Annotated in this window: 16 protein-coding genes; 8 read left to right on the top strand and 8 right to left on the bottom strand. The window is 42.3% G+C overall.

What is annotated here, in order from left to right; genetic code table 11:
- Window positions 1-5 precede the first annotated feature (5 nt).
- Window positions 6-1250, top strand: coding sequence for a YdcF family protein (locus A9970_RS18655; protein WP_220801653.1), 1245 nt, complete (start codon window positions 6-8; stop codon window positions 1248-1250).
- 204 nt (window positions 1251-1454) lie between these two features.
- Here A9970_RS18655 and A9970_RS18650 read toward each other — a convergent pair whose 3' ends face one another.
- Window positions 1455-2993 (bottom strand): IS1182 family transposase, encoded by a 1539-nt coding sequence (locus A9970_RS18650; protein WP_256602862.1) that lies wholly within the window; start codon window positions 2991-2993, stop codon window positions 1455-1457.
- A gap of 156 nt (window positions 2994-3149) precedes the next feature.
- Here A9970_RS18650 and A9970_RS28735 point away from each other — a divergent pair, with 156 nt between their 5' ends.
- The gene (locus tag A9970_RS28735; RefSeq protein ID WP_259655432.1) at window positions 3150-3578 is read left to right on the top strand and encodes a helix-turn-helix domain-containing protein; all 429 of its coding nucleotides are present in this window, start codon (window positions 3150-3152) and stop codon (window positions 3576-3578) included.
- A gap of 14 nt (window positions 3579-3592) precedes the next feature.
- Window positions 3593-4441 carry an IS3 family transposase gene (locus A9970_RS18645; RefSeq protein WP_259655431.1) on the top strand — a complete coding sequence of 283 codons (849 nt, stop codon included), beginning with the start codon at window positions 3593-3595 and terminating at the stop codon, window positions 4439-4441.
- A gap of 45 nt (window positions 4442-4486) precedes the next feature.
- On the opposite strand, the gene A9970_RS18640 is transcribed toward A9970_RS18645, so the two are convergent.
- Entirely contained in the window at window positions 4487-5569 is a 1083-nt protein-coding gene (locus tag A9970_RS18640; protein ID WP_182983320.1) for a Gfo/Idh/MocA family protein, read from the bottom strand.
- Between the two features lie 16 nt (window positions 5570-5585).
- Complete coding sequence (locus tag A9970_RS28555; protein ID WP_220801652.1) at window positions 5586-6233, bottom strand: hypothetical protein; 648 nt, start codon at window positions 6231-6233, stop codon at window positions 5586-5588.
- 110 nt (window positions 6234-6343) lie between these two features.
- Between A9970_RS28555 and A9970_RS18630 the strand changes: the two genes are divergently transcribed.
- Both A9970_RS18630 and A9970_RS18625 read left to right on the top strand, forming a co-directional pair.
- On the top strand, window positions 6344-7753 hold the full coding sequence (locus A9970_RS18630) for a sulfatase-like hydrolase/transferase (RefSeq protein WP_112374053.1): 1410 nt from the start codon (window positions 6344-6346) through the stop codon (window positions 7751-7753).
- 20 nt (window positions 7754-7773) lie between these two features.
- Window positions 7774-9876, top strand: coding sequence for a polysaccharide lyase 8 family protein (locus tag A9970_RS18625; RefSeq protein WP_182983319.1), 2103 nt, complete (start codon window positions 7774-7776; stop codon window positions 9874-9876).
- Window positions 9877-9943: 67 nt separating this feature from the next.
- On the opposite strand, the gene A9970_RS18620 is transcribed toward A9970_RS18625, so the two are convergent.
- From A9970_RS18620 to A9970_RS18605, 4 genes are all read right to left on the bottom strand, one after another.
- Window positions 9944-11200, bottom strand: a complete 1257-nt coding sequence (locus A9970_RS18620; protein WP_088160206.1) for a glycoside hydrolase family 88 protein — start codon at window positions 11198-11200, stop codon at window positions 9944-9946.
- Window positions 11201-11244: 44 nt separating this feature from the next.
- A complete protein-coding gene (locus tag A9970_RS18615) occupies window positions 11245-13173 on the bottom strand; it encodes a heparinase II/III-family protein (RefSeq protein WP_182983318.1) in 1929 nt (642 codons plus the stop codon).
- 2 nt (window positions 13174-13175) lie between these two features.
- A complete protein-coding gene (locus tag A9970_RS18610) occupies window positions 13176-14879 on the bottom strand; it encodes a RagB/SusD family nutrient uptake outer membrane protein (protein WP_182983317.1) in 1704 nt (567 codons plus the stop codon).
- 121 nt (window positions 14880-15000) lie between these two features.
- Window positions 15001-18201: a TonB-dependent receptor gene (locus tag A9970_RS18605; protein ID WP_182983316.1), complete on the bottom strand. Its 3201-nt coding sequence runs from the start codon at window positions 18199-18201 to the stop codon at window positions 15001-15003.
- A 256-nt stretch (window positions 18202-18457) separates the two neighbouring features.
- Between A9970_RS18605 and A9970_RS18600 the strand changes: the two genes are divergently transcribed.
- On the top strand, window positions 18458-19150 hold the full coding sequence (locus A9970_RS18600; RefSeq protein WP_182983315.1) for an outer membrane beta-barrel protein: 693 nt from the start codon (window positions 18458-18460) through the stop codon (window positions 19148-19150).
- Between the two features lie 143 nt (window positions 19151-19293).
- On the opposite strand, the gene A9970_RS18595 is transcribed toward A9970_RS18600, so the two are convergent.
- Window positions 19294-21684, bottom strand: a complete 2391-nt coding sequence (locus A9970_RS18595; RefSeq protein WP_182983314.1) for a TonB-dependent receptor — start codon at window positions 21682-21684, stop codon at window positions 19294-19296.
- A 469-nt stretch (window positions 21685-22153) separates the two neighbouring features.
- On the opposite strand from A9970_RS18595, the gene A9970_RS18590 reads away from it, so the two are divergent.
- Window positions 22154-22774, top strand: coding sequence for an RNA polymerase sigma factor (locus tag A9970_RS18590; protein ID WP_075991019.1), 621 nt, complete (start codon window positions 22154-22156; stop codon window positions 22772-22774).
- A gap of 63 nt (window positions 22775-22837) precedes the next feature.
- Entirely contained in the window at window positions 22838-23827 is a 990-nt protein-coding gene (locus A9970_RS18585) for a FecR family protein (protein WP_158638904.1), read from the top strand.
- Window positions 23828-23855 lie beyond the last annotated feature (28 nt).

The following is a 23855-nucleotide window of genomic DNA, read 5'->3' as shown; positions in this document are numbered from 1 at the left end:
TGGATATGATAAAGAATATCAGAAAAATCTTGTTACTTGTCTTGGGAATATGCTGTATGCATATTTCCAAAGGTCAGGTAAACAATATGCCTATTGGTCCACAGGATTGGCTGATCAAGAAGAATTATTATGCATCCTATTTGCTTTTAAAAGATTCTGCCCTTATACAGGAGCTCGTCAGCTCCAAGCCGATAGCACAGGTATTGGAAAAACGGTTCGAACGTTTTAACAACAGCGCTAGCTGCGCCGATCTCATGTGCTATTTGAATGCTTTCAAATGGCAGGATAACGAAATCGACCTGTTGACAGAGCAGCTGGCGGAGCAAATTGGTCATAACAAGAAGTTGGACCAGCTTGTTCAGGCGAGTCTTATTCCATCAATGACCTATGGTGTGCTGCATCATGAAACAGCAAAGGTCTATTTTACGAAAGCCTTGAAACAGGATTTAAAGGCAATGAATTATGTCGTGGACGTCTATGCGGGTGGTAAAAGTCCCAATTACCCCAAAATAGATTCGATCTCTTTCGATGTAAAACGTGCGGCCTACCTTCATCTTTTGGACGATGTAGGCCAAGACATCCGCAAAGATATTCCGACGCCTAAAACGGCATTTTTTATGACCATGATGACTGCGGTACGCTTGTTGGAAATTAATGAGCGATGGGACGCGGCACAACTAGAACCGCTGATTGAACTCGAAAACAAGAAAGCTTACGAAGCAGTCAAAAATACCGACTTCGCAAGCTATCCCTATAGTCTATTGCTGACCTTAGGAGCGGGGCCCGAGCTGTATGGACAGCCTATTAGTCCTGGTGGAATGCTACGTGCGCGAATGGCAGCCCGAAGCTACTTTGAAAAATTGGCCCCTTTTATTGTGTTGTCTGGCGGTAAAGTACATCCCTATAAGACTCGCTTTATTGAGGCAATAGAAATGAAAAAGTATCTGATCGAGATTATGGGAGTACCTGAAGCTGCAATATTGATTGATCCACATGCGAGACATACGACCACAAATTTGCGTAATACAGCACGTATCCTGTTGAATTATGGTTTTCCGAAAGATAAATACGCCATCGTTAACAGTAGTAAAGTGCACATTGATGCGGTGGAAAAAATGGGCGATCGTTGTATACGTGAATTGGGGTATATTCCTTATACATTGGGTAAACGAATTTCAGATGTGATCATCGAGTTCAAGGCAAAAGAAGAGGCCTATACGATCGATCCTGATGAACCATTAGACCCCTAGCCGACTAAGTAGGCCAATTGCTAATCCATTAACTGAGCGGATCGGCTTTGTCTATGGCTTATGGGAAGGCATGAAAAAGAAGCTGTCTCAAATTTATTGAGGCAGCTTTTTTATTAAATATGGCTATGCGATAGATTTGTGAGTTGTTTGTTGATTATTTCACAGAACTGTTCATTTGGGAAGAAAAGAACAAAAAGTAGCTTTTTAAGCTGCTTTTTTCCTTAGATTTTGCGCTATAGCCAATAAACCCCATTCTATGGACACTTTTTCCTTACCGCGGAGCATAAATCTTCGGAACCCGTGGTTCTGTTTTATGTTTCCAAAGACTGGTTCGACATCGTGACATCGCTGTTTTCTTTTGGCTATACCGACATCGCTGTTAAGCAATCCGTATGCTCTATCTTTATAAGCCTCAAGCTGTTCATTTATCTGGATGATTCTATTGCCCTGTGATTTGTGGCAAGCACCGTTCAATGGGCAGTTTGTGCAGTTTTTTGCCTGATATCTTTTTATTTTTTGCTCGAAACCTGTGGACGTGTTTTGTGTAAATAGACCTATGCAGTTCATTTCCTGTCCCATTGGACAGATATAGCAATCTTTTGCAGGGTTATAATGTAGTTTATCAACGGAGAATGGCTTCTTGCCCGAATAACTCTTTTTCTGCTCCTTGTCAAACATACCATATTTCACATAGGCCCCAATGTTTTTCCCTTCTAGTATCGCATAGTTCTCCTGGCTGCCATAGCCAGCATCTGCGGTAATGGTTTTCAGTATTTCCCCAAAGCTCGCCTCATGTTGTGCCAGATGACCGGGTAGCGTTGTGGTATCTGTGGGGTTGGGATGTATGGTGTAATTGACGATGTATTGATTGGAAGTAGATATCTGAATGTTATAACCTGGTTTGAGCTGGCCATTTTTCATATGATCCTCTTTCATGCGCATAAAAGTAGCATCGGGATCTGTCTTGCTATAACTATTTCTATCTCCAAGCGTTACTTCCTGCTCTTCATATTGAACAATCTTGGCCGGGTAGTTTTTAGTCGCATAGCGCAACTTTGCCCTCATCTTCTTGCTTACCGAAGGTTTATCGGACAAGACCCGGTTCAGGTTATCGACCGTAGCCTGAACTTTTTCGCGGTCAATTGTTGTCAGATCGGGAGGTTCCGGAAGGTTGTCCTCTGCTTTGGCGATACTTTGGGCGTATTCCCAAATATCTTTTAAGGCAGCTTTCATCTTCTCCTTATTGGTCTGGATAGCTTTTTTCCAGACAAAGGTGTATTTGTTAGCATTGGCTTCAATCTTGGTGCCATCGGTGTAAACATCTTCTATACTCAGCAGACCTTCTTCGGACAGGAGTTTGACAACTTCTTCAAATACACTACGAAGTGCTTCTTTCAAACGAACGCCTCGAAATCTGTTGATGGTATTGTGGTCGGGATAGCTCATGCCGCTCAGCCACATGAAATTGATGTTCTCCCGGCACGCCGTTTCCAATTTGCGACTGCTGTAGACATTGCTTACGTAGCCAAACACCAAAACTTTCAACAACATCTGCGGATGATAACTGGAGCAGCCTTTTATCTTATAAGCGTCCAATAGGGACTGAATGTTGATCCGGTTGATTACATCGTTAACGATACGTACCGGATGACCTTTGGACACCAGTTCGTCCAAAGTTGGAGGAATGGCCATGATCTGGTCCTGATAGTAAGGCTTAAAAGTAGGCTCTTTGAGATGGCATATATCCTTTTTGTTTACACTATAAATATATGAAAATCAAACTGTTAAAACAAATAATAAACCTTAGATAATGAAAAAAAAGAGACTGCCTTTTTGAGACAGCCTCTTTTTTATTTTAAATGTCTCGTCCTGAAATATCGATACACAAAAAGAATCGTTATGGAAAAAGGAACAAATTATGTAAAGCGGACTCAGCGTGATTACACTTTAACATTGAAGCTGAATGTCGTTAAAGAGATTGAATCGGGGAAATTGACACTCTCCCAAGCACAAAAACAGTATGGCATCCAGGGAGATAGCACTATTCGCAATTGGTTAAAAAAATATGGTAACTTTGATTGGGAGAATCAAATACCATCCAATATGGCAAAGTCACCAGAACAGCGCATTTTAGAACTGGAAGCCAAAGTCAGACTGCTGGAGAAGCAAAAGGCTCAACTTGAGCATCAGAATCACATCGCTGATTCCAAAGCGATCATCTTTGACATGATGATCGATATTGCAGAAAAAGAATATAAAATCGACGTAAGAAAAAACTTGAAACCCGCGCAATCAATCGTTTCCGGCAAGAAAAACAAGAAAGCCTAAGTTTTACTTGTGGATTGTTCGGGTTAGACAGGCAGGTGTATTATCGAAGGATCAAACGTATAGTGAGGAGCCAGGGTATAGCCGGGAAAATTGTGGACTTAGTTCATGAAATACGCAGTACCCAGCCAAGAATAGGCACACGGAAACTTTACCATATATTGGCAAGGGAGCTACAGGCATTAAAAGTGGGCAGAGACAAATTCTTTGATATTTTACGCGCCAACCATTTGTTAATTACACCTAAAAGAAGCTATCATACGACCACTATGTCACATCATAGATTTAGAAAATATCCGAATATTATTAAAGAAGTGACTGTTTGCCGTCCCAATCAGGTTTGGGTAAGTGATATCACTTACATAGGGAAGCGAGAAAGCCCCTGTTACCTGAGTTTGGTTATAGATGCCTATTCGAAAAAAATTGTTGGCTTTGAGGTCTCGCGGACCATGTGCACACCGCATGTTGTAAAAGCACTAAAAATGGCACAAAAACAAAGAAAAACAAACGAGCCGTTAATCCATCATTCCGACAGAGGGGTACAATATTGTGCAGAAGAATACCAATATTACCTAAACAAATATCAGCTCAGGTGCAGTATGACAGAAAACTCTGATCCTTATGAAAATGCCATCGCTGAACGAATCAATGGTATACTCAAACAAGAGTTCATGATTGATACCTATCATTTAGATCTACATTTGATGAAGCAGATCGTAGCTGAAGCAATCGATATCTATAATAATGACAGACCACATTGGTCTAATCATATGTTAACTCCAAATCAGATGCACATGAAATCAAACATGAACTTCAGAACTTATAAAACAAAAAACAGTAGCAACCTATCGGCTACTACTGTTTAAATTATTTATTTTTAATCACTGAAAACCTGTATCGATTTTTCAGGACTAGTCAAAAATAATGGACTTTCCTTCTTTAGCCGAGCGTTTTGCCGCTTCCAGGATTTCGACCACAGTGACATTATTATTGATCGATCCGAGATCATTTTCTGGAGCCATAGCATCTTTCAGAACCTGTTCGAGATAGGCAATATGGTTCTCAAAATACGGGATCGCAGTCGATACATGTGTAGGTGGATCATTCTGTTGTTTGTATTTTAGAAGTTCTTTGTCATTTTTGGCGTAGAGCTGAGCTTTTGTGCCAAACACCTGCAGATCTTTAACACTGTATGGCCAAGCCCAGGAAGCTTGAATAATACCCGTGCTGCCATCACGGTAGCTTAGTATGATGGTAGCGTTGTCATCGACTTTTGGATAAACCTCAGGCTTGAGCTGTTGTGTAAAGGCTGTCACTGAAATTGGCCTTTCTCCATTTTTGAGCCAGGTCATCAGATTGGCGCCATAACAGCCAAAATCCATCACTGCACCGCCACCATTTTTTTTCGGATCAGTAAGCCAGTCGAGGAAGTAATTGCTACAGCCAATTTCTTTAGGTCCTTCGTGCCCGTCTTTTACAAGTATACGTGTGATTTTTCCAATTTCACCCTTGTCGACCAGCTGCTTCAACTGTTGATTACTTTTATACCAGGTTGTTTCGTAATTTACCAAAAAGGGTGTTTCGAACTGTTTGGACAAAAATGCAATACGTTTTGCGTCAGAAAGAGTCGTAGCAAGAGGCTTCTCTACCATTACAGGGATCTTAAGCGGGAGACAGGTCTCTGCGACGCGGATATGCTCATCGGTTGGATTGTAGGCCAGCACCGCGTCTGGCTTCACATGTTTCAATAAACTGGGTAAGTCATGGTAGAAGATTGCGTCAGGTAAATTATACTGCGTTCGTATTTTGTTTGATAAGGTTTGATTCGGTTCGGCAATACCGATAATATCGACTTTTTTATCCTTATATAAATTTAAAAGCAAGAATACGTGGTCATGGTTGAGCCCTGCAACAGCAACCCTAAGCCGTTCACTGGCCTGTGCAATTTGTTGGAAGAATAGGAGCAGGAAAACTAGGCGGATAAGATGCTTCATATGTTAAGTTTAGTTATTATAAATATACCGATTTGTGCTGAGGATACCCGTTGTAAATCCAGGTAACTTTGCGGTGCGATCGGATGATATCGGCAACAATGTCAAAATAGGTTTCTCCACGACCAGCTTTTAGCTCATCTAGTTTCTTTTGAAAATGCGTTTGATTGAATGGTGATTCTGCTCCAAGTTTACCTTGATAATAGGCCAAAGTTGTTTCAACGCCCAATGACGTCCTGCTGTGTGCAATATCCTTCCAAACAATGCAATGTGAAGCAGCGTCTTTGAAGGTCCCAAATCCACCGTAAAGCAGGTCGTCAAAGCCGTCTAGGCTCCCTATCTTCCAGCTTTCGCTGGACATGTAGACGGCATTGATTTCTTCGTAAAAACTTGCAATATCGTTGATGCTACAGCCATCAACCACAGCCACGCCAAGATCGGGATTGCTCCCCACAAGTTGCTTAAAATCTGTCCAGAGGTCCTCCCCGGGAAATACTGTTCCAGCTGCTTTGTTTTGCCATTTGTTCAACAATTGAACGAGTTCGGTTCTAATGGTACTGGGGTGATAGGTCAATGAACACAAAAACGAGCTTAATGCAGTGCCATCCGAATCACTGACCAAAAAATGAGCAAGTGTACCGACCAATTTTTTTTCATCTGTTTTCATCTCTGACCTTTGTTTTTAATCGTCTAAAAATAGCCTAACGAAATCGTTTGCGGTTTTTTAACAAAAAATCCTATACATTTAACGATACATTTAAGGATAAATCTAATGTTATGATCTACCGATTTACTTGCTATAGTATATTAACTCTTGTGAATATACTCTTTAGGTTTGGGATTTCTGTATTCGGACAGCAACATCCTAACGTTATTGTCATCCTGAGCGACGATGGAGGTTATGATGATTTTGGTTGTTACGGCGGTAGGGAGGTCTATACCCCCAATATTGATGCACTTGCGAAAAATGGCGTGCGTTTTCAGTCGGCCTATGCCTCAGCTTCAGTATGCGCTCCTTCTCGGGCGGGCTTACTTTCTGGCCGCTACCAGCAGCGCTTTGGTTTTGAACATAATATTTCGAAACGTCCCACTGCGGGTGTCGCACCTGAAGATATCGGAATGGATACGCAGGTAGCCACCATTGCTGACTTCATGAAGTATAACGGCTATAAAACTGTAGCGATTGGCAAATGGCATCAAGGGGATGGTCCACAATTTAATCCATTGAAACGTGGGTTTGACCATTTCTATGGTTTTATCGGTGGTGACCGGCCTTACTTCCCAATCCATGGAGCCGCGAAGCCAACGCAGCTGCTTTATGACGATCGACATGTCGTTCCCGAAGACTCTATTCATTATTTGACTGAAACATTGACCAATAAAGCAATTGCGTATATTCAACAGTATCGAAGCCAGCCCTTTTTTATGTATTTAGCTTTCAATGCAGTGCATACACCTGTCGAAGCGCCCCTGAAGACTATTGATAAGTATAAAAATGTAGCTGATCCATTGCGTCGTGCTTACTTGGCTATGCTGGATAATATGGATGAAAATATTGGACGTCTGGTTGAACATTTAAAGCAAGAAGGACTTTATGAAAACACCTTAATCATTTTTATGAATGATAATGGAGCGGCAACAAATAATGGCGCAGACAATGGACAATTGCGTGGTTTAAAGGGATCGAAATGGGAAGGTGGAATCCGGGTTCCCCTTATCATGCAATGGCCAGCCAAGCTACCGAAAGGGATAACATCAGATGCCATGGTATCGGGAATGGATATCTTACCCACCAGCATCGAGGCAATAAAAGGGAAGAACATCCAGGGGCAGCAAATCGATGGCATCAGTTTGCTATCTTCCTATAAAGATGTGAAAAATGGACACGACTATTTATTCTGGCGTCGAGGGATTGCACGTGCTGTGCGACATAAAGAGTGGAAACTGATTGTGGTTAAAGATGATCCGATATTATTGTTCAATCTTAGGGATGACCTTCGGGAACAGCACAATCTGGCCACGAAGTATCCTGAGCGTGTAAGGGAGATGCTGCATAGACTGTCGGAATGGGAAAAGGGACTGGAGAATCCAAAATGGCTAAGCTCTGTATTGGACAATGATCAAAATCAACTGATGAAACACCGGATGGAAGTCGTCGGACGAGCCGCAGAACGACAATATCCTTAAGTAATGAATACTAAAAACAGATGAAAGGACTAATCCTATTTTTATTGTCCTTTGCCTTGGTTATGGCAAAGGCGCAGAACAGCGATACGTTTGTGCGTATTAAAAAGCATGTATACGATGATGAGTTAAGTGGCCCATTGCCAAATGCAGATAAAACGTTAAGCCTATGTAATCAACTGCGTGCTGACGGTACTTGGGCAGATATCGATTACAGCAGTAAGTCAATATCGCTTTGGCCTCCGGGAGAACACTTGGATCGGTTAAGGACACTTATTGTTGCCTATGTGTCTCCACAAAGTGCATCTTATCAGCAAAAATCACTTTACGATAAAATCCTGCTTGCCGCACAATATTGGGCAAATAATCGTTTTGAGTCTTCAAATTGGTGGCATAACGAGATCGCTTCGCCAAAAGCCATCGGTGTCTGTCTTATCCTGATGAAATTTGGAAAGGAAAAAATTCCTACTACACTAGAGACTCCACTTGTTGAGCTGATGAAGCGTGGCGATCCTTACACAAAAACAGGGGCAAATAAAAGTGACATTGCCATGCACTATTTTTATCGTGCATTGATCTTGGAAGATGAAAATCTTTTAGCTGCTGCGATGGAGCAGCTGCTTTTTCCGATACAGCTCGTGAATGGCAAGGAAGGACTGCAATATGATTTCTCTTACTTACAACATGGCCCTCAATTATACATTGCAGGCTATGGGGAGGAATTTCTGAAGGGGATCTCAAAAGTTATGGCCTATGTGCGGGAGACACCTTATGCTGTAGACATGAAGAGGCTCGGCCTTTTTGAACAATTTCTTACTGAAACCTACCTGCCAATTATTCGTTCGCGCTATATCGATTTTAATGTACATGGTCGCGGGATCTCACGCCCCAATATCTTGGAAAAAACACAGGAGACCGCCATATTACAACAAATCAAGTTGATTGATCCCGCCAAAAATACCATTTGGAACAAAGCGCTAGCAAAACTAGATAGCGTCCAGCCTTATGACGCTGAGCATATCGAGGTCCACCGCCATTACTGGAAAGGAGACTACACGACTCATCTGCGTAAGCAATTCCACTTTAATGTTCGATTGGCCAGTAGCCGTACCAATAAATCGGAGTCTGGAAATGGAGAAAACGTTCTTGGGCGCAATATATCAGATGGTGTGACCAATATTCAGGTATTTGGACCCGAATATTATAATATTATGCCCGTATGGGAATGGGATAAAATTCCTGGAACGACAACACGAGATTATCCGGGCGACCTGGAATTGAAAGAACAATGGGGAGCACTTGCTGCAAATAACTTTGCAGGCGGCGTAAGCAACGATAAGACAGGAGCTTCAGCTATGTCGGTCCAGTACGACGGGGTCAAGGCTCAAAAAGCCTGGTTCTTTTTCGATCGGGAAATCGTTTGTTTGGGGGCTGGGATTCACTGTGCTGCGCCAGAAGCTGTGGTAACAACCTTAAACCAAACCTGGCTGAATGGACCCGTTGTCTGGAATGGAAAGGAAATGTCTGAACTCGATTCAGTACAGAGATCTGTCAAAGTAGGCGATTTTATAACCCATAACAATGTTCTGTATTATTTTCCAGCAGCTATGAATGTTGGATTGACAACCAAAGATCAGGTTGGTTCCTGGTACCGGATCAACCGTTCCCGTTCCAAAGATGTTGTACATGGAAAGGTCTTCAAGCTTTGGTTTGATCATGCTGTTGCTCCAAACAATGCGAGCTATGCTTATATTGTTGTGCCTGGTGCCAAAACTGTTGATACAAAAGCAATGCAGCAGCTAAAAATTTGGCAGAATACATCGGATATACAGGCGGTGGAGCATAAAGGGAGCCGGATTCTACAAATTGTTTGTTATCAAGCAGGAACGTACCAAGTTGGCAATTGGTCTATAAAGCTCGATCAACCTGCTATCATACAATTGAGTATGCGCGAAACAACTAGCATGCAGCTTGATGTTGCAGATCCACTCCAAAGAGCCAAAACAGTGAAGGTTCAACTCGTCAATAAACAGCTTCGTGTAAATCAATCGCTGGAGGTTTCGCTTCCACAGGGCGAATACCCAGGGAGTACTGTAAGTAACCAAATCGCGATCGGGAAGAAATAATCCAGATTCAATTGGAAAGCTTATAAAAATACAAAGGGGAGATATTAAATATCTCCCCTTTGTATTTTTATTTTTTGAGCTGCTCCAACCGTGTCAAACCTTCCAGATAATAATAATCTGCATAGGTCAGCGGAACATCGATTTCCGAATGATGGGGTAAGCTACCGACACTATGCTGCAATAAGAAACCGCCATTGCTTGCATATTTAGCAAAATAGGTGGCTCCTGATAGTGTTTGCAGGCTTTCCTGAGCAAATGTCAAATAGGATTTGCTTTCGGTGCCAGTGGTCAATGTTGAGAGTTCAATCAGTGCAGACGCAACAATGGCTGCAGCTGAGGCATCGCGCGGCACAAAATTTAATTTCAAGGAAGAAAAATCAGCATCCGATTTATAACCCGGCTTTCCGGCATTAAAATCCCAATACGGAATTTTATCTTTTGGAAGATTCGGATGGGTCATGTAAAACTTTGCCGCCGCTTTTGCCGTTTTAAGAAATTCTGGTTTTTTGGTCTCCCGGTACATCATGGTAAATCCATAAATAGCCCATGCTTGACCGCGTGCCCAGGTTGAATTGTCGGCATAGCCTTGGTTTGTTTGTTGGTGGATAGCATGGCCATTACCATCGTAATCGACAACATGGTAAGTACTGTGGTCTTTACGAAAATGGTTTTTCATGGTTTGGGTGGCATGACTGATGGCCACATCCTTATATTTGGTATCTCCAGTCAAGTCGGACACATAACACAGCATTTCCAGGTTCATCATGTTGTCGATAATGACTGGATATTTCCATAGGGTCTTGCCGTCCCAAGACTTCTTCTCGTTCCATGATTTGATGACGCCCACCTGCGGATTATAACGTTTAAGCGCAGTATTGGCCGAGTGGATGAGGATATCCTTGTAAGCGGCAACCTTTTTGGGATCTTTAAGGTATTTAATGGCATTGCCATAGGAACAATACATCACAAAACCAATATCATGATGTTGATCAAGGTCTTTGGCTTTTTCAAGCGCCTCTGTCCATTTGATCGCCGCAGCTTCGGTCTCTTTATTATGGGTATGGTTGTAGATATACCATAGTGACCCTGGAAAGAAACCGCCGGTCCAATCCCATTCGTCTGTCCCTACCAGTTTTCCTGCAGGACTCAATGTGCGTGGAAATTTGTGCTGCTTTTCTGCTGCTTGTTCTAAAAATTGATATTGTTTTTCTGCAGCTCTAAAACTTGTGTCAATAAAGCTTGGTTTTTGATCTGTAAAACTCAGTGCAATCAGACTGGATGTGATCACAAAAAGTGCTTTTAGACCAGGTTTTCTTTTTTTCATAACGGCTTATATTCTTAGTAAGTTACATAATAATCTGATTCTTTTTATTTTATAGCCTCTTGGCGAATCGTAAAGGTATATTTTCCAGCGGATTTGATGCTTTTAGCGGTGAGTTTGATGCGATAGAGTTCCTTACTCCATACCTGACTCAAACGTGGGTCATCTTGAGGAATGACATCGTAGCTCGCCGTGAACTGTCCAGCATCAAAGTGTAGGGTTGCGTGCCCATTATTGAGGAGGATTTCCCCTTTGCCAATTTTTGGTTCCTGAGCAACCAGAAAATGGATGATATTGGCCTGCTTAGGACCTGTGATTTTAAACTCATCCTGAATGTCCAGCCCATTTTGTACGAGGGTGTAACTTCTATTCCAGTGTTCAACATTCGCCGACTTCGGATATGCTTTTCCAATATCAAGTTGGAATCTATTTTGTGCAGGCAGAAATGCTACATTTTCAGCTTTATATTCCTTTCCAAAAGATTGGTCTGCTCCATTGATCATCGGAACATTATGGTAAGCACTCTGCATTGTCCAGATACTGTATCTGTCATCGCTAAAGGTCTTTTTGGTATAGGTGCCGACACCGGCGTCAATGAACAGTGGTTGTTGATCCTCGTATAAGATAAAACTCCCGACATCGTTATGGTTGTGACTTTCATTATTGAAACCACCTTTGGCGGCAAAGAAAAACGGGCCCTTTTTTAGATATATAAATTGTGTTTCCGGATACCACTTGGCATTATTTTGAGGGAGTGAAGCGGTAACACGCTCTAGTTGTGGATAGCATCTCAGGTCCTCGAAGGCGCGAAAAATATCCCTTGAAGGTTTGAAATTTGCAGTTTTGTCGCCGGTATTTTCCATATATCGGGCAAATTGCATCATCTCGCTACTATTGACATCCTGTCCATAACGGTAGATCAATAGTGGATCGCCGCCACCTTTTGCCGAAGCATCGGCAAAATTAACTACCCATTTATCTCCGCCAATATAGGATTGTGCGATGTACTCACCCATATCGCGAATTACAGGTTTATCAAAAATATTGATCTTGCCCTTGGTGGCAAGCGAAAGTATTTTTAAATAATCGTACAGTTTGCCCGCAGCATGGCCCCAATAGGAGGGTCCCTCTTCGCAGGCACCGTCTGTTTTGACATAATTGATAAAGCGATCCACAGAAGACATTGTCTTATAAATTCCCGCCAGTTGTATATCGGGATTGTCCTCAACCAAAAGCAAGGCCGTAAGAACATTAAAGTTACACCATGGATTCCAGTTATTGACCAACTGTCCTTCCTTGAGTTCAAATGCCTGCCACCACATGTCGTTACGATCCAGATAGGGCTGTATAATGCGTTGTTGGATCTGTTGTTTTAGACGGGTACTGATTTCGGGGTTTATTGTATTGAACGTATCGCGGAAGAAATAATGAACCCAGGAGAGGAGAGAGCCTACATCACCGGCCATCAGATCGACTACTTGTGTGCGCTCTTGCGGCAATGATCGCTTACTGGACTGAAAGGCCCCAAGGTGTGCCGAGAGAGACCATGTTGCCATTTCCGTCAATTGCCAACTGCCGTTTAGGATTTGGTCAACAAAGCGCCCCTGTCCTTCTGCAAGCTCCGCCAACAGTAGGTTGGTCAGCGCAGTACAATTTTCGTTCATTGGCTTTTCCATTATGCTGCGGTTGCCTGAACGCTCATATTCAAGGTAGTCGGTTGCTTTGACGACCTGCCACTGGTAGTTCAGGGCCTCGTTTCCCTTTTTTATAATACGCTCTTTAAAGGGAGCCATCAGCTTATCCCAGGCTAAACGGTCGGAATAAGCCGGGTAGGGAACCCAAGATTTGTCATTGCCTAGGCTGGCTTTCAGGTTCTCTTGTTTAAATGCTCCTGTTAGCAGGTTCAGATCTTTCCCTAGCAGTCTTTGGAAAGAAAAACTGCTAAGGAAAAATAGTAGGATTAAGTAAATTCTCATAATTACCAATCTTGATTTTGTGGTAGTAATGCCGGGTTCATTTCAATCTCTTGCCCTGGTATTGGCCAAAGCTTATGACGGCTTTGGTAACCCCGGGTGACGACATTGTCTCCAGTAATACTTTTTTCGATGTAGTCTTTGGAGACGCTTTCTAAGAGGTTCCAGCGCTTAAGATCAAAATAACGCCATCCTTCACCTGCTAGTTCTACGGCCCGTTCGTGCTGGATACGTTTACTCATATCTGCTTTGTTACCGACAACCAAAAATGAGCTGCCACTATTTAGTGCGGGCATTTTAGAGCGTGTACGTACTTTGTTAAGCTCAGTAATCGCTTTATCCAATTGATTGGACTCGTTGTACGCTTCGGAAAGCATCAAAAGTACATCGCCCAAGCGTATGATAGGGAAATTGATCGGTGTATGTGCACGATCGGTAATGGCGCCTTTTAGGTTTCCTTCAGGAACAAATTTCCGCCATAGATAGGTGTACCAACCCCGATTGTTGCGGATCTGACCAAAGTTTTCGTTTACACCGGTTGCCAATATCAGCTGCATATCTCTTTCTTTGTTGGCATTCCATCCTAAGTAATGCGAATATGGTACGATCAAGGTTTGATTCATCCGAGGATCGCGATTGGCATAGATCTGACGCAGTTTTGCTGTATCTGGTACTTTGGTAAGCGTGCCTCCAGATTGCGTAGACTCCATCGCCTGTTTTTTGACCGCATTATCCGTTGCATAGTTGGGGAAATAATCATTCCAGTTAAAGGGGCTTCCATCGCGGTTTTCGTAACGGTCTGCAAGGCGTGTGCTCGGCATACAGTTGTTCCAGTCGCTACCAAAGGTTGAACGCGTTCCCATATAGAAGGCCATGGGCATACCATAAGGGAAACCCGTACCACCCATATTCTGAATGGCAAAAATCATCTCCGGCGATTGATCACCATCCATGGTGAATAAGGCCGAGTAGCTTGTGTTTAAACTATAGCCATACGTGTTGGTCTTGTTGTAAACAATCTCTTCAAAATCCCGGATTGCTCCAGCCCAATCTTTATTGTAAAGGGCTACTTTCCCTCTTAAAGCATACGCTGCACCTTTAGTGATTCTTCCATAATACTTTGCATCATAGCTTACCGGCAATTTCTCAATTGCATAGTTCAGGTCATTGAGGATAAACTTATTGACATCTTCTACCGAAGAGCGACTATTTTTAAGATCAGCGAAATCTTTGTTTAAATCGACAGTTTCATCGTATATCGGCAAGGCGCCATATAGATTGGTGAGCTGGAAGTACATCAGCGCACGTAAGAACTTCGCTTCCGCAATAAAGCCCTCCTGTTTGGCCTTGTCTATGGTCATGGGCTGGATATGCGCGATTGCATGATTACAACGTTGGATAAGATCGTAACCCGCTTGCCATCTATCCACAATAATTGACGAACGGTCCGTAAAAGTACCGCTGATCACTTCGCCCAAACCCGGGGGATCATAGCCCAGACCAATATCGGTAAGACCATCGTAAGAAAATTGCAAACCAAAGGTGGCTTCTTTCTTTAAATCATTATAACAGCCCAGTACGCCAGCTAAGGCCTGGTCTTCATTCTGCCAGAATGTGCTAGCACTTACCTGACTGTAAGGGTTGGTATCAAGCTTATAACAAGATGATAAAGCAATGCATCCGGCTATGAGTAGTGAAATTTTTTTCATGAGGTTTAATTAATTATTCATGATATGTGTTATATTCAAAGGTGTTAAACCACCTCCTCAACTTTTGTCCATAATTTATTTAATACAGGAAGGGGATACCTCCAGTTACATTTCTTTCTTATTAGAAAGATAAGCTAACGCCAAAAACAGCCTGTTTCATTGTTGGATAGTTGGTACCGCTGATCTCCGGATCGAAACCTTTATATTTGGTAATGGTCCAAAAATTTTCCAGCGATGCAAATACGCGTAGGTTTTGCACCTGTATCCGCTTAGTGATATCGTTCGGGATTGTATAGCCCAGCTGGATATTTTTTACGCGGATAAATGCCTTGTTCTGTAACCAGAAATCACTGTTTTTGGCGTTTCTTGTATCGGTATAAGGCAACAATCGCGGGAATTTTGCATCTGTTGCACCTTCAGTCCATCGGCCATCAGCAATTTCCTGATTGATTTGATAGCCCCAGCGAACAGTGGGTGTGTAATAACCATCCGTCCACACGACTTTGTTGCCTGCATTACCTTGCAAGAAGACCGAGAAATCAAATCCTTTATAATCGAATCCCATGTTAAAACCATAGGTCATCCGTGGCGCCGTACCATGACCTACCGGAACCCGGTCATTGTCGTTGATGACGCCGTCGCCATTGGTGTCTTTATACAAGAGATCCCCTTTTTTAGGTGTACCATAGGATGCGAATGGATTGACTTTTTGATTGGTGTTTGGGTCGATTGGCGCATTATCGATCATCTGTTGCACGAGCTGCATATCAGCATCTGTCTGTAATATGCGATCTGTCAACAGGATATATTGGGTATTGATGGCATAACCTTCCTGAAGTAAATTGGAACCACTGATAGACTTGTCATTGCCTTTAAATTTGACCACTTTATTGTCAATAAAGGTAAAGTTGCCACCAATGTTGAATTTAAAATTATCGCCAATTTTATCGCGGTAAGTCAAATTCAGCTCGACACCATTATTACGTACTTTGGCCGCATTGGTGCGTGGTATTGTCGCATTTCCAACGACAAGCGGAGCAGGCAGGTTGATTAAGATGTTGTCGGTTACTTTGTTGAAAACGTCGATCGAGCCCCCTAGTTTGTAATTGAAAAGGTCAAAATCTAAACCAGCATTCAGGATATAAGTGTTTTCCCAAGTCAGAAGCGCATTACTCAATACGGTCTGCGCAAAACCTACATAGAGCTGGTTGTTTAACACATAGTTTGTTGGATTATAAAGCGCTTGATATTCATAATTGTTGATGTTGGCGTTTTTGCAAAAAGACTCATCGGAGGTTCCATTGTTACCTAAGGCACCATATGATGCACGGAATTTCAGGTTAGGCATCCATTTGATGTCATAAAAGTCTTCTGAGGAAACTTTCCAGCCAAAGGAAGCGGATGGAAATGTTCCCCATCTGCTTTTTCCGCTCATAAAACGAGATGAACCGTCTGTCCGTAGATTGGCTTCCAACAAATATTTGTCATCCCAGGATAGGTTGATCCGGCCAAAAAACGAACGCATAGCCCAATCGGTGATATTGCCAGAAGCGGAGGCATCCATAGTCGCCGCATTCAGAACGGTCAGGGATGGATCTACAAGGTCGAGTTTGGATGCCGCAAACCAACCATCTTTAAAATACTCCTGGCTGGCACCCACCATGACTTCATAGTTCAGTTTCTCAAAGAGCTTGTTTTTATATTTGGCAATTCCATCCATGTAATAGCGGTAGGATTTGATTGATTCGTTAGTTACCGACGAACGGCCTGTACCCGCTGAGGCAATTGTATTTGTCAAAAAGTTCCACCGGTCATTGAACACGGGTTGAGAGTAGACGAAATCATCGTCATAGGTATAGGTGTACGATCCTTCGATGGAAAGTCCCTCGACGGGTTTCAGTTTTCCGTAGAAGCGCGACACGAAACGGTTTTTGTTGATGTTGCCTTTCTGCGCATAAAGGCGGTGTAGCACGTTGTTAGACTGTGGGTCATCTTCCGGATTGTTTGGCGAACCAAATCTTCCATCTGGAGCACGCAGGACCATCCCCGGAGTACTTGCTGCGGCAAAAGTAAATACATCATCGATGATATTGGTGCCTATATCTGTTTTGGAAACGACACCATTGATATTGGCTCCCAACGTTAACCAAGGTTTTACATCAGCTTCTAGATTGATACGTCCGGTATGACGTTTATAGGTTGCTTGTTCGATGATTCCAGGGTTATTGAGGAGGCCGTAGGAACCAAAGAACTTGATTTTGTCACTACCTCCGGTAAAGGAAAGGTTGTGGTTTTGGCTGATTTTGTTCTGGAAAAGGTCCGAAACCCAGTCCGTATTGGGATATTTCAATGGATCCTGTCCTGCGTCCTGGCGCCAAAGGTCAATTTTTTCCTGCGAAAATATGGGCTTAGCATTTGGATCGCCATTGCGATAGCCTTCATTGATCAGCTCCATATAGTTGGCATAGTTGGAAACCATTCCAATGGTATTGGATGGTTTTTGACTCGAGAAATAATTGTTGTAAATAACTTTAAATTGCTCCGATTTACCCTTTTTCGTTGTAATGAGGATAACACCATTTGCGGCTCTTGAACCATAAATTGACGCTGAAGCAGCATCTTTTAAAACCGATATGCTTTGGACATCTTGTGGGTTGATCAAGTTCATGTCGCCAATAACACCGTCGATCACGACAAGTGGATTGGCATTATTGAGTGTTCCCTGTCCGCGAACACGTAGTGTTCCCCCATCACTGCCCGGTCTGCCTGAGCCCTGATTAACATATAATCCCGGCGCCTGTCCAGCTAGACCAGCTGACAAGGAGGTTACAGGTCTGCTTTCCACAACCTCGGACATCTGGATGGAAGAGACCGAACCGGTTACATTTTCTTTTTTCTGTGTACCAAAACCGACAACAACAACCTCGTCGAGTCCCTTGGACTCATTCTCCAAGGTGATCGTAAGCGGGCTGCCAGCTTGTGCCTTCGTTTCGATACTCTTATAACCGATGCTCGTGAAAACCAATGTTGCGTCGTTCTGTTGACTTTTGATTTCGAATGAACCACTTACATTGGTCGATGTTGCTAGATTCGTTCCTTTAATCTGAACGGTGACATTGGCGATGCCTTTGCCATCTTTGTCTACAACCTTACCCCGAATGGTTGTCTGCAGCACGGCCAGTGAAAGCTTGCTGTTTGTTTTAACAGGTGCAAATGGAGTCGCTTGTGTTGTCAGGCTAGATACGACCAACAAGCAGGATAATGGTATTGCCGGATACATCCAACGATTCGTCGAAACGGATGTGTTCTTGATCTTGATCATAGGCTTTTAGATTTAATTGGTCTGAAAAATGAATTTTCTGTGAAGTGAATTTACAGTATTGATAGAGAACAATAAGGACGTTTTCTCGCAATCGTTTTCGTAACAGCCTGCCTAAAAACCGAAAGATTTTTGGTTAAAATCTGTTTAGAAAGGTATGCCTGCTGGGAGTATTTGGATCAATAATTCAAAGGTCAGTGTAGCGTCTGTAAGCGATTGTCGTTTAATAAGGAAATTATGTAAACCTATTTCTTTTCGTATGATGAATATCAAAAAAACCGCGTTATTGTTGTGTCTGTCACTTGGAGCATATGCTGGCTATGCACAGACAAAATGGAATGTAAAAGCCGGAGTCGCCTTTTCAAATGTGGATGCTAAAAATAAAGCGGGCGATAAGGCCAACACGGCCGCGGTTGGAGGCCTGTATTTGGGACTCGGTCCCACATTACGCCTCAGTGAGAATTTCTCTTTAGAACCCGCATTTGTATTTGCTAAACGGGGCTTTAAACGAAAAGATGGGAGTTTTATAGGCTGGGGTAAAGATTTTAAAGCGAATACGTCTTATATCGAAATGCCTATCGATGTTGTCTTTAATGCTACGATCGGTACAGGTAAGTTTGAGGTCGGTATAGGCCCTTATATCGGTTATGGATTGGGCGGGAAATGGAAAACTTCGGAATCTGTTTACCTAGACGATATTGCAATTGATAACAAGGGAGATATCAAGTTCAAAAATGATTCGAGTGAAGGTGAGTATGGGGATTATACACTTGGGAGACCTTTTGATTATGGCGCTCGTGCAAAAGTAAACTATCTTTTTAGGGAACATTATCTTGTCGGCATAGAATTTCAGAAAGGAATTGCCAATTTAGAATCCAAATGGGGGGATTATAAATCCGGGAATGCTATACGTAATCGCTCCTTGGGTATTTCAGTTGGCTATCGGTTTTAGTAACTTAAAAACAGTGAATAAATAAGCGTATTGTTGGAAGCATGAGCTTGTCTCATTAATCCAATCGTTTGTCTTCAGCGCCTAGTGTCTGGAGACAAACGATTGGAAATAAATCTTTCCGTTGTACTTGCTACTATTGGGCATTAGAATTCAATCCGGTAGTTAATGGTCGGAATGATACCAGTCCATTTTTGAGGTTCAATGATACGTTTGCTGAAATTGTAGTGCATACCCACAGTGTTTTCTCTATTAAGGAGATTCTGAATATCCAAAATAAAAAGATGGCTTACTTTTTTGCGGTTAACCCGATAGCTCGATGAGAAATCAACACGTACGTAGGGATCGGCAGTCAGGGTATTGATGCGATCTTGATCAATAACTTCTTCGTCTAAACGAAGCGATTCTTCTTCCAGAACAGGAGAGTACTTTCTTCCTCCGGCATAAATTAATTTGGCATTAAGACCGAACAGATTATTTTTACTCTTTCCCACGGTCCATTCTTTCCCCATCAATAAATTTCCTACATAACGCGTATTGAATGTGGTGTTGTATTCTTTGCCATTGCGTGCTTTGAATTTAGAATCAAAGAAGGAGGTCGTTGCCATGAAGTAATACCCCTTACTTAACGACTTCTCAAGCGTCAGCTCAATGCCGTAATTTTTGCCGGTTCCTTTATTGATAAGCTGACGGTAGTTTGATGTACCAATAGCTGCAATATCCGATACATTGAGTAAGGAGAAGTTGATGTCGGAATCTGTAGATACTGGGACATCATAAAGATGCTGATAATAGAGTTCTGTCTTAAACCGGAGTGTTCTGCTTAGGTTCTTTTCATAGCCAATAACAGCCTGAGCAGATTTCGTTGGCGAAAGAGGCTTGTTTGGCTCTAGGCTTGTTTGATCGCTATTTTTAGCAAAATAGTAGACCAAGGGCTCCAGTCGGTTATATAGACCAGTCCCAAAAGATATCGTTTGATCTGCGGCTACACGCCAGTTTAGGCCAAGCCTTGGCTCGATAGACCAGCTCTTGCTCAAGGCGAAGTAATTTGCATGTACTCCTGTATTTAGCGTTAGTTTGTCGTTCAAAACTGTTTTTAACTGTGCAAAAGCATCATAAGTACTTGTATTCCCAGTCTCATTAATCCGCTCTTTCAATGCTGCTAGCTCGGTGTCGTAGGACAGCGCATAGAGGTCATAGTGTAATAAACTTGCATTTAAGCCCGCTCTAATCGTGTTTTTACTGTTGGCGCGATAGTTTAGCGTACCCGCATAGCGAAGAGCCGTATTCGTAAATTTGTCCTTGTGATAGAGGCTGGAAACATAGTCCCGTGTTAATGTATCAGTGCTATTGGAATTACGGCTAAGGGACATGGAAACAATATTGGTGAAATATAATCTGTCGTTTGCAATGTATTGATGTTTTAGTCCAGCACTCCCCGCGTTGAACTTTAAGTTTAGATCTTGGGCGTCTGTTCGTTCGTCCCATTTTTCGTAATTACGCTCGGCAGTTTGTTGAAGTTTCCCCAAACCGCCTATACCGAATAAGGAAAAGGTTCCGGCTTTTTTTGTGGGAAATACAAAATTAAAAGAAAGGTCCTGATATTTTGGGACGCCAGTGTCTGAAACTTTTACACCTACTTTTTCCAGTAGACTCAATGAAGAATAGCGGTAACTAATCAAATAGGAAGCGTCACTTCCTTTTTTGAAAGGCCCTTCTAACGTTGCTCCTACGCCCAGGACTCCGACGTTGAATGTGTATTCGCGTTTGTCGGTATTTCCCTTACGGAACCTAAGATCAAAAACACCTGCCGTTGCATTGCTGTATTCCGCGGCAAGTCCACCAGTATAGAAATCAGATTTTCCCAATACCATGGTATTGAGCATACTGATACCGCCGCCTGCAGCGCCTTCGGCTCCAAAATGATTGGGATTTACAATTTCGATACCTTCAAGCCGCCATTGCAAGCTTTTGGGGGAATTTCCGCGGACAATAATTTCATTGTCATCGCCGCCGGCAGCAACACCTGGAAAACTCTGTGCCATACGGGCGGGATCAAAAAAGGCGCCAGCATAGCGGTTGGTCTCTTCCGGCGAAAAAGAGCGTCCACTCGTCATTGCCATCTGGTTGAGCGGTTGTTTTCCGGCATTGGCATAGACGACAGCTTCAGTTAATGCATTTATTTGCGGCTCCATTTCCACATTGACCATATTCTCCCGTCCACTGGTGATCAGTAATTCTGTAAATTCTTCTGGTTTATATCCGGCCATGCGAACTTGAAGCTGTTGACGCCCAACCGGAACTTGCTGCAGCCGAAATATGCCCTGTGCGTCTGTACTTACAGACTTTGTTCCATCACTGGATGAAATGACAATTGTGGCACCTGTAAGCGGTAATCTGGTATTTTTATCTATCACGGTTCCTTTGACAGTTTCGGTCACAACCTGATTTTTTTGCTTTGGCGCTGCTGGTTGCTGGGCGAATGTAAACCCTGCTTGAAGCGATAATCCAATAAGTAAGATTGGCGATAGTTTCATAAAAGATTAGTTTTTATCTTTATGACAGCCGACTTTCAATTTACCCTTAGCTTTTACCTAATTTTTTGTTTTTCACGCCGCGAATATGTATGATTCAACTTAAATTCACATGTCATTACATGAAATTTTATAGGTTTTACTGATAAGTAGTTATTAACATAAAGGTTGCTGATTACAAGTTAATTAATATTGTTATTAACATTTTAGCTGAACTGTTTTTGTCCTAAATGCCTAAATGTAAAAAAATAGGACGTCCGCTACGTTTTTAACAAAAGATCTGCTCTATACTAGAAAGTTAACATGTTTATTAACAATTCCTGGGATGGTTTTTTACAAAGACTAAGCGGAGTGTATTCAAATGGCGCAGTTCATTCGAGTAGCGCAGTTCATTCAAATAATAGAGCGTATTCAAATAAAAGCTTCCCGAAAAATTAACATTTTGATAATCTGACGAACCTATCTTTGTTAGGTGAAAACTACCGAAGCCAATGTAGATAACCACTATGTGTTGCGTTTTAAAGAAGGTGACCCCATTGCCTTTGCCCATTTCTTTGAGCGGTATTGGGAGGATCTATACACCGTCGCTTTTCGTCATCTTCGGGAAGAGGATCAGGCTAAGGATCTTGTGCAGGAAGTATTCATCCATATCTGGGAAAAACGATCGCTCGTGAGTACTGAATACTCCGATATAAAATTCTATTTCCACAAAGCCCTCAAAAACAAAATACTGAATTACTACGCCTCGGAGCGTGTACGAAAACAGGTCTTGGAGAAATCAATGGAACGTATGGACGCTTTTTCCAATTTGGATAGCCAGGCCTTTGCCAGGTATAAGGCGCTGGAGGCTATTGTGGATGATTCGATAGACAAATTACCTAGATTGATGAAAGCAGTCTACTTAATGCGTTCTGACAATTATTCAATAACACAAATTGCCAAGGAACTCAATCTGGCTGAACAGACCGTTAAGAACTACCTGTCAGAGGCCAAAAAGATTATGCGGTACGAATTGACAAGAAGGTTTGCGGACCACGATTCTGTATTTTTATTGCTCGCAGGAAGCTATCTCCTTTATGATTATTTAATATAAAGAACATATTTAATTAAAGTACTTTGCCCGTTTTGATCTGTATTAGTATAAAAATTAATGCAGGTGAATTTAGAACGCTTTAAACTTATCATAACAGATTATCTCGGAGGAAAATTGACTGAGGAGGAAAAAGGTCATGTTGACGACTGGTACGAGTCTATTTCAAACGATGATATTAATCCCTTTAGCGATGCAAATCATCGGGAAAAAATCAAACAAGAATTATTTATTCGTGTAGGAATAGCTGAAGCACCTGCGAGGGCAAAGAAGGTGGCCAACATACCGGTCAGAAAATTCTCTTGGCTTTCAGCAGCAGCGGCTATTTTGGTCCTAGGAGGCATCAGTCTGCTATTTTTACAGCACAACCCGATGTCGCTTTCTCGGAAGCGGACAGAAGCGGTCGCATTACTGACGGAAACGGTTACGAATGCGGGCGAATTGAAAGAAATTCAGTTACCTGATGGCACATCTATTTTTTTAAACGGAAATACACGTATCCGCTACGATCGTAAGAATTTTGCATCAAATAGAAAATTCTTTTTAGATCGAGGGGAAGCATTCTTTCGGGTCAGACGGGATACTTTACACCCATTTGAGATAGAAACAGGTAGCGTTTCTGTTGCAGTCCTAGGAACATCATTCAACGTCAACAATTCGATGTCTACTAAACATGTGACGGTCGAAGTTAAAACTGGGCGGGTGAGTGTTCTAAATGCAAAAAATGGAGCAAACCATATCCTTACAGCAGGTAAGGCCGTCCGGTATAGCGTAGTTAAAAATGATTTTAAAACTTTCGATAGCGATCCAGCTTACATCAGCCTTTGGACACAAGGAGGTATGCAATTGAATAACATCAGCTTCAAGGAACTGAAAGAAATAATCTATAACCGCTTCGGTGTTGTGTTGCTTACCGAAAATCTGAATACAGATCCATTCAATTATTCGCTTATGATACCACATGTACAGTCATTAGACCAGGTGCTGAATATCGTTTGCAATATTCATCAAATCAAATTTAGGAGGGAGAAAAATGAAATAATCTTATACAAATAAGCTGTAGGGGGTAGAACAGCATAATTTA

The sequence above is a fragment of the Sphingobacterium sp. UME9 genome, from assembly GCF_014170215.1.
GTDB lineage: Bacteria > Bacteroidota > Bacteroidia > Sphingobacteriales > Sphingobacteriaceae > Sphingobacterium > Sphingobacterium paramultivorum.
Note: the sequence above shows the minus strand (reverse complement) of the source record. Positions and strands in the feature narration are given on the sequence as shown.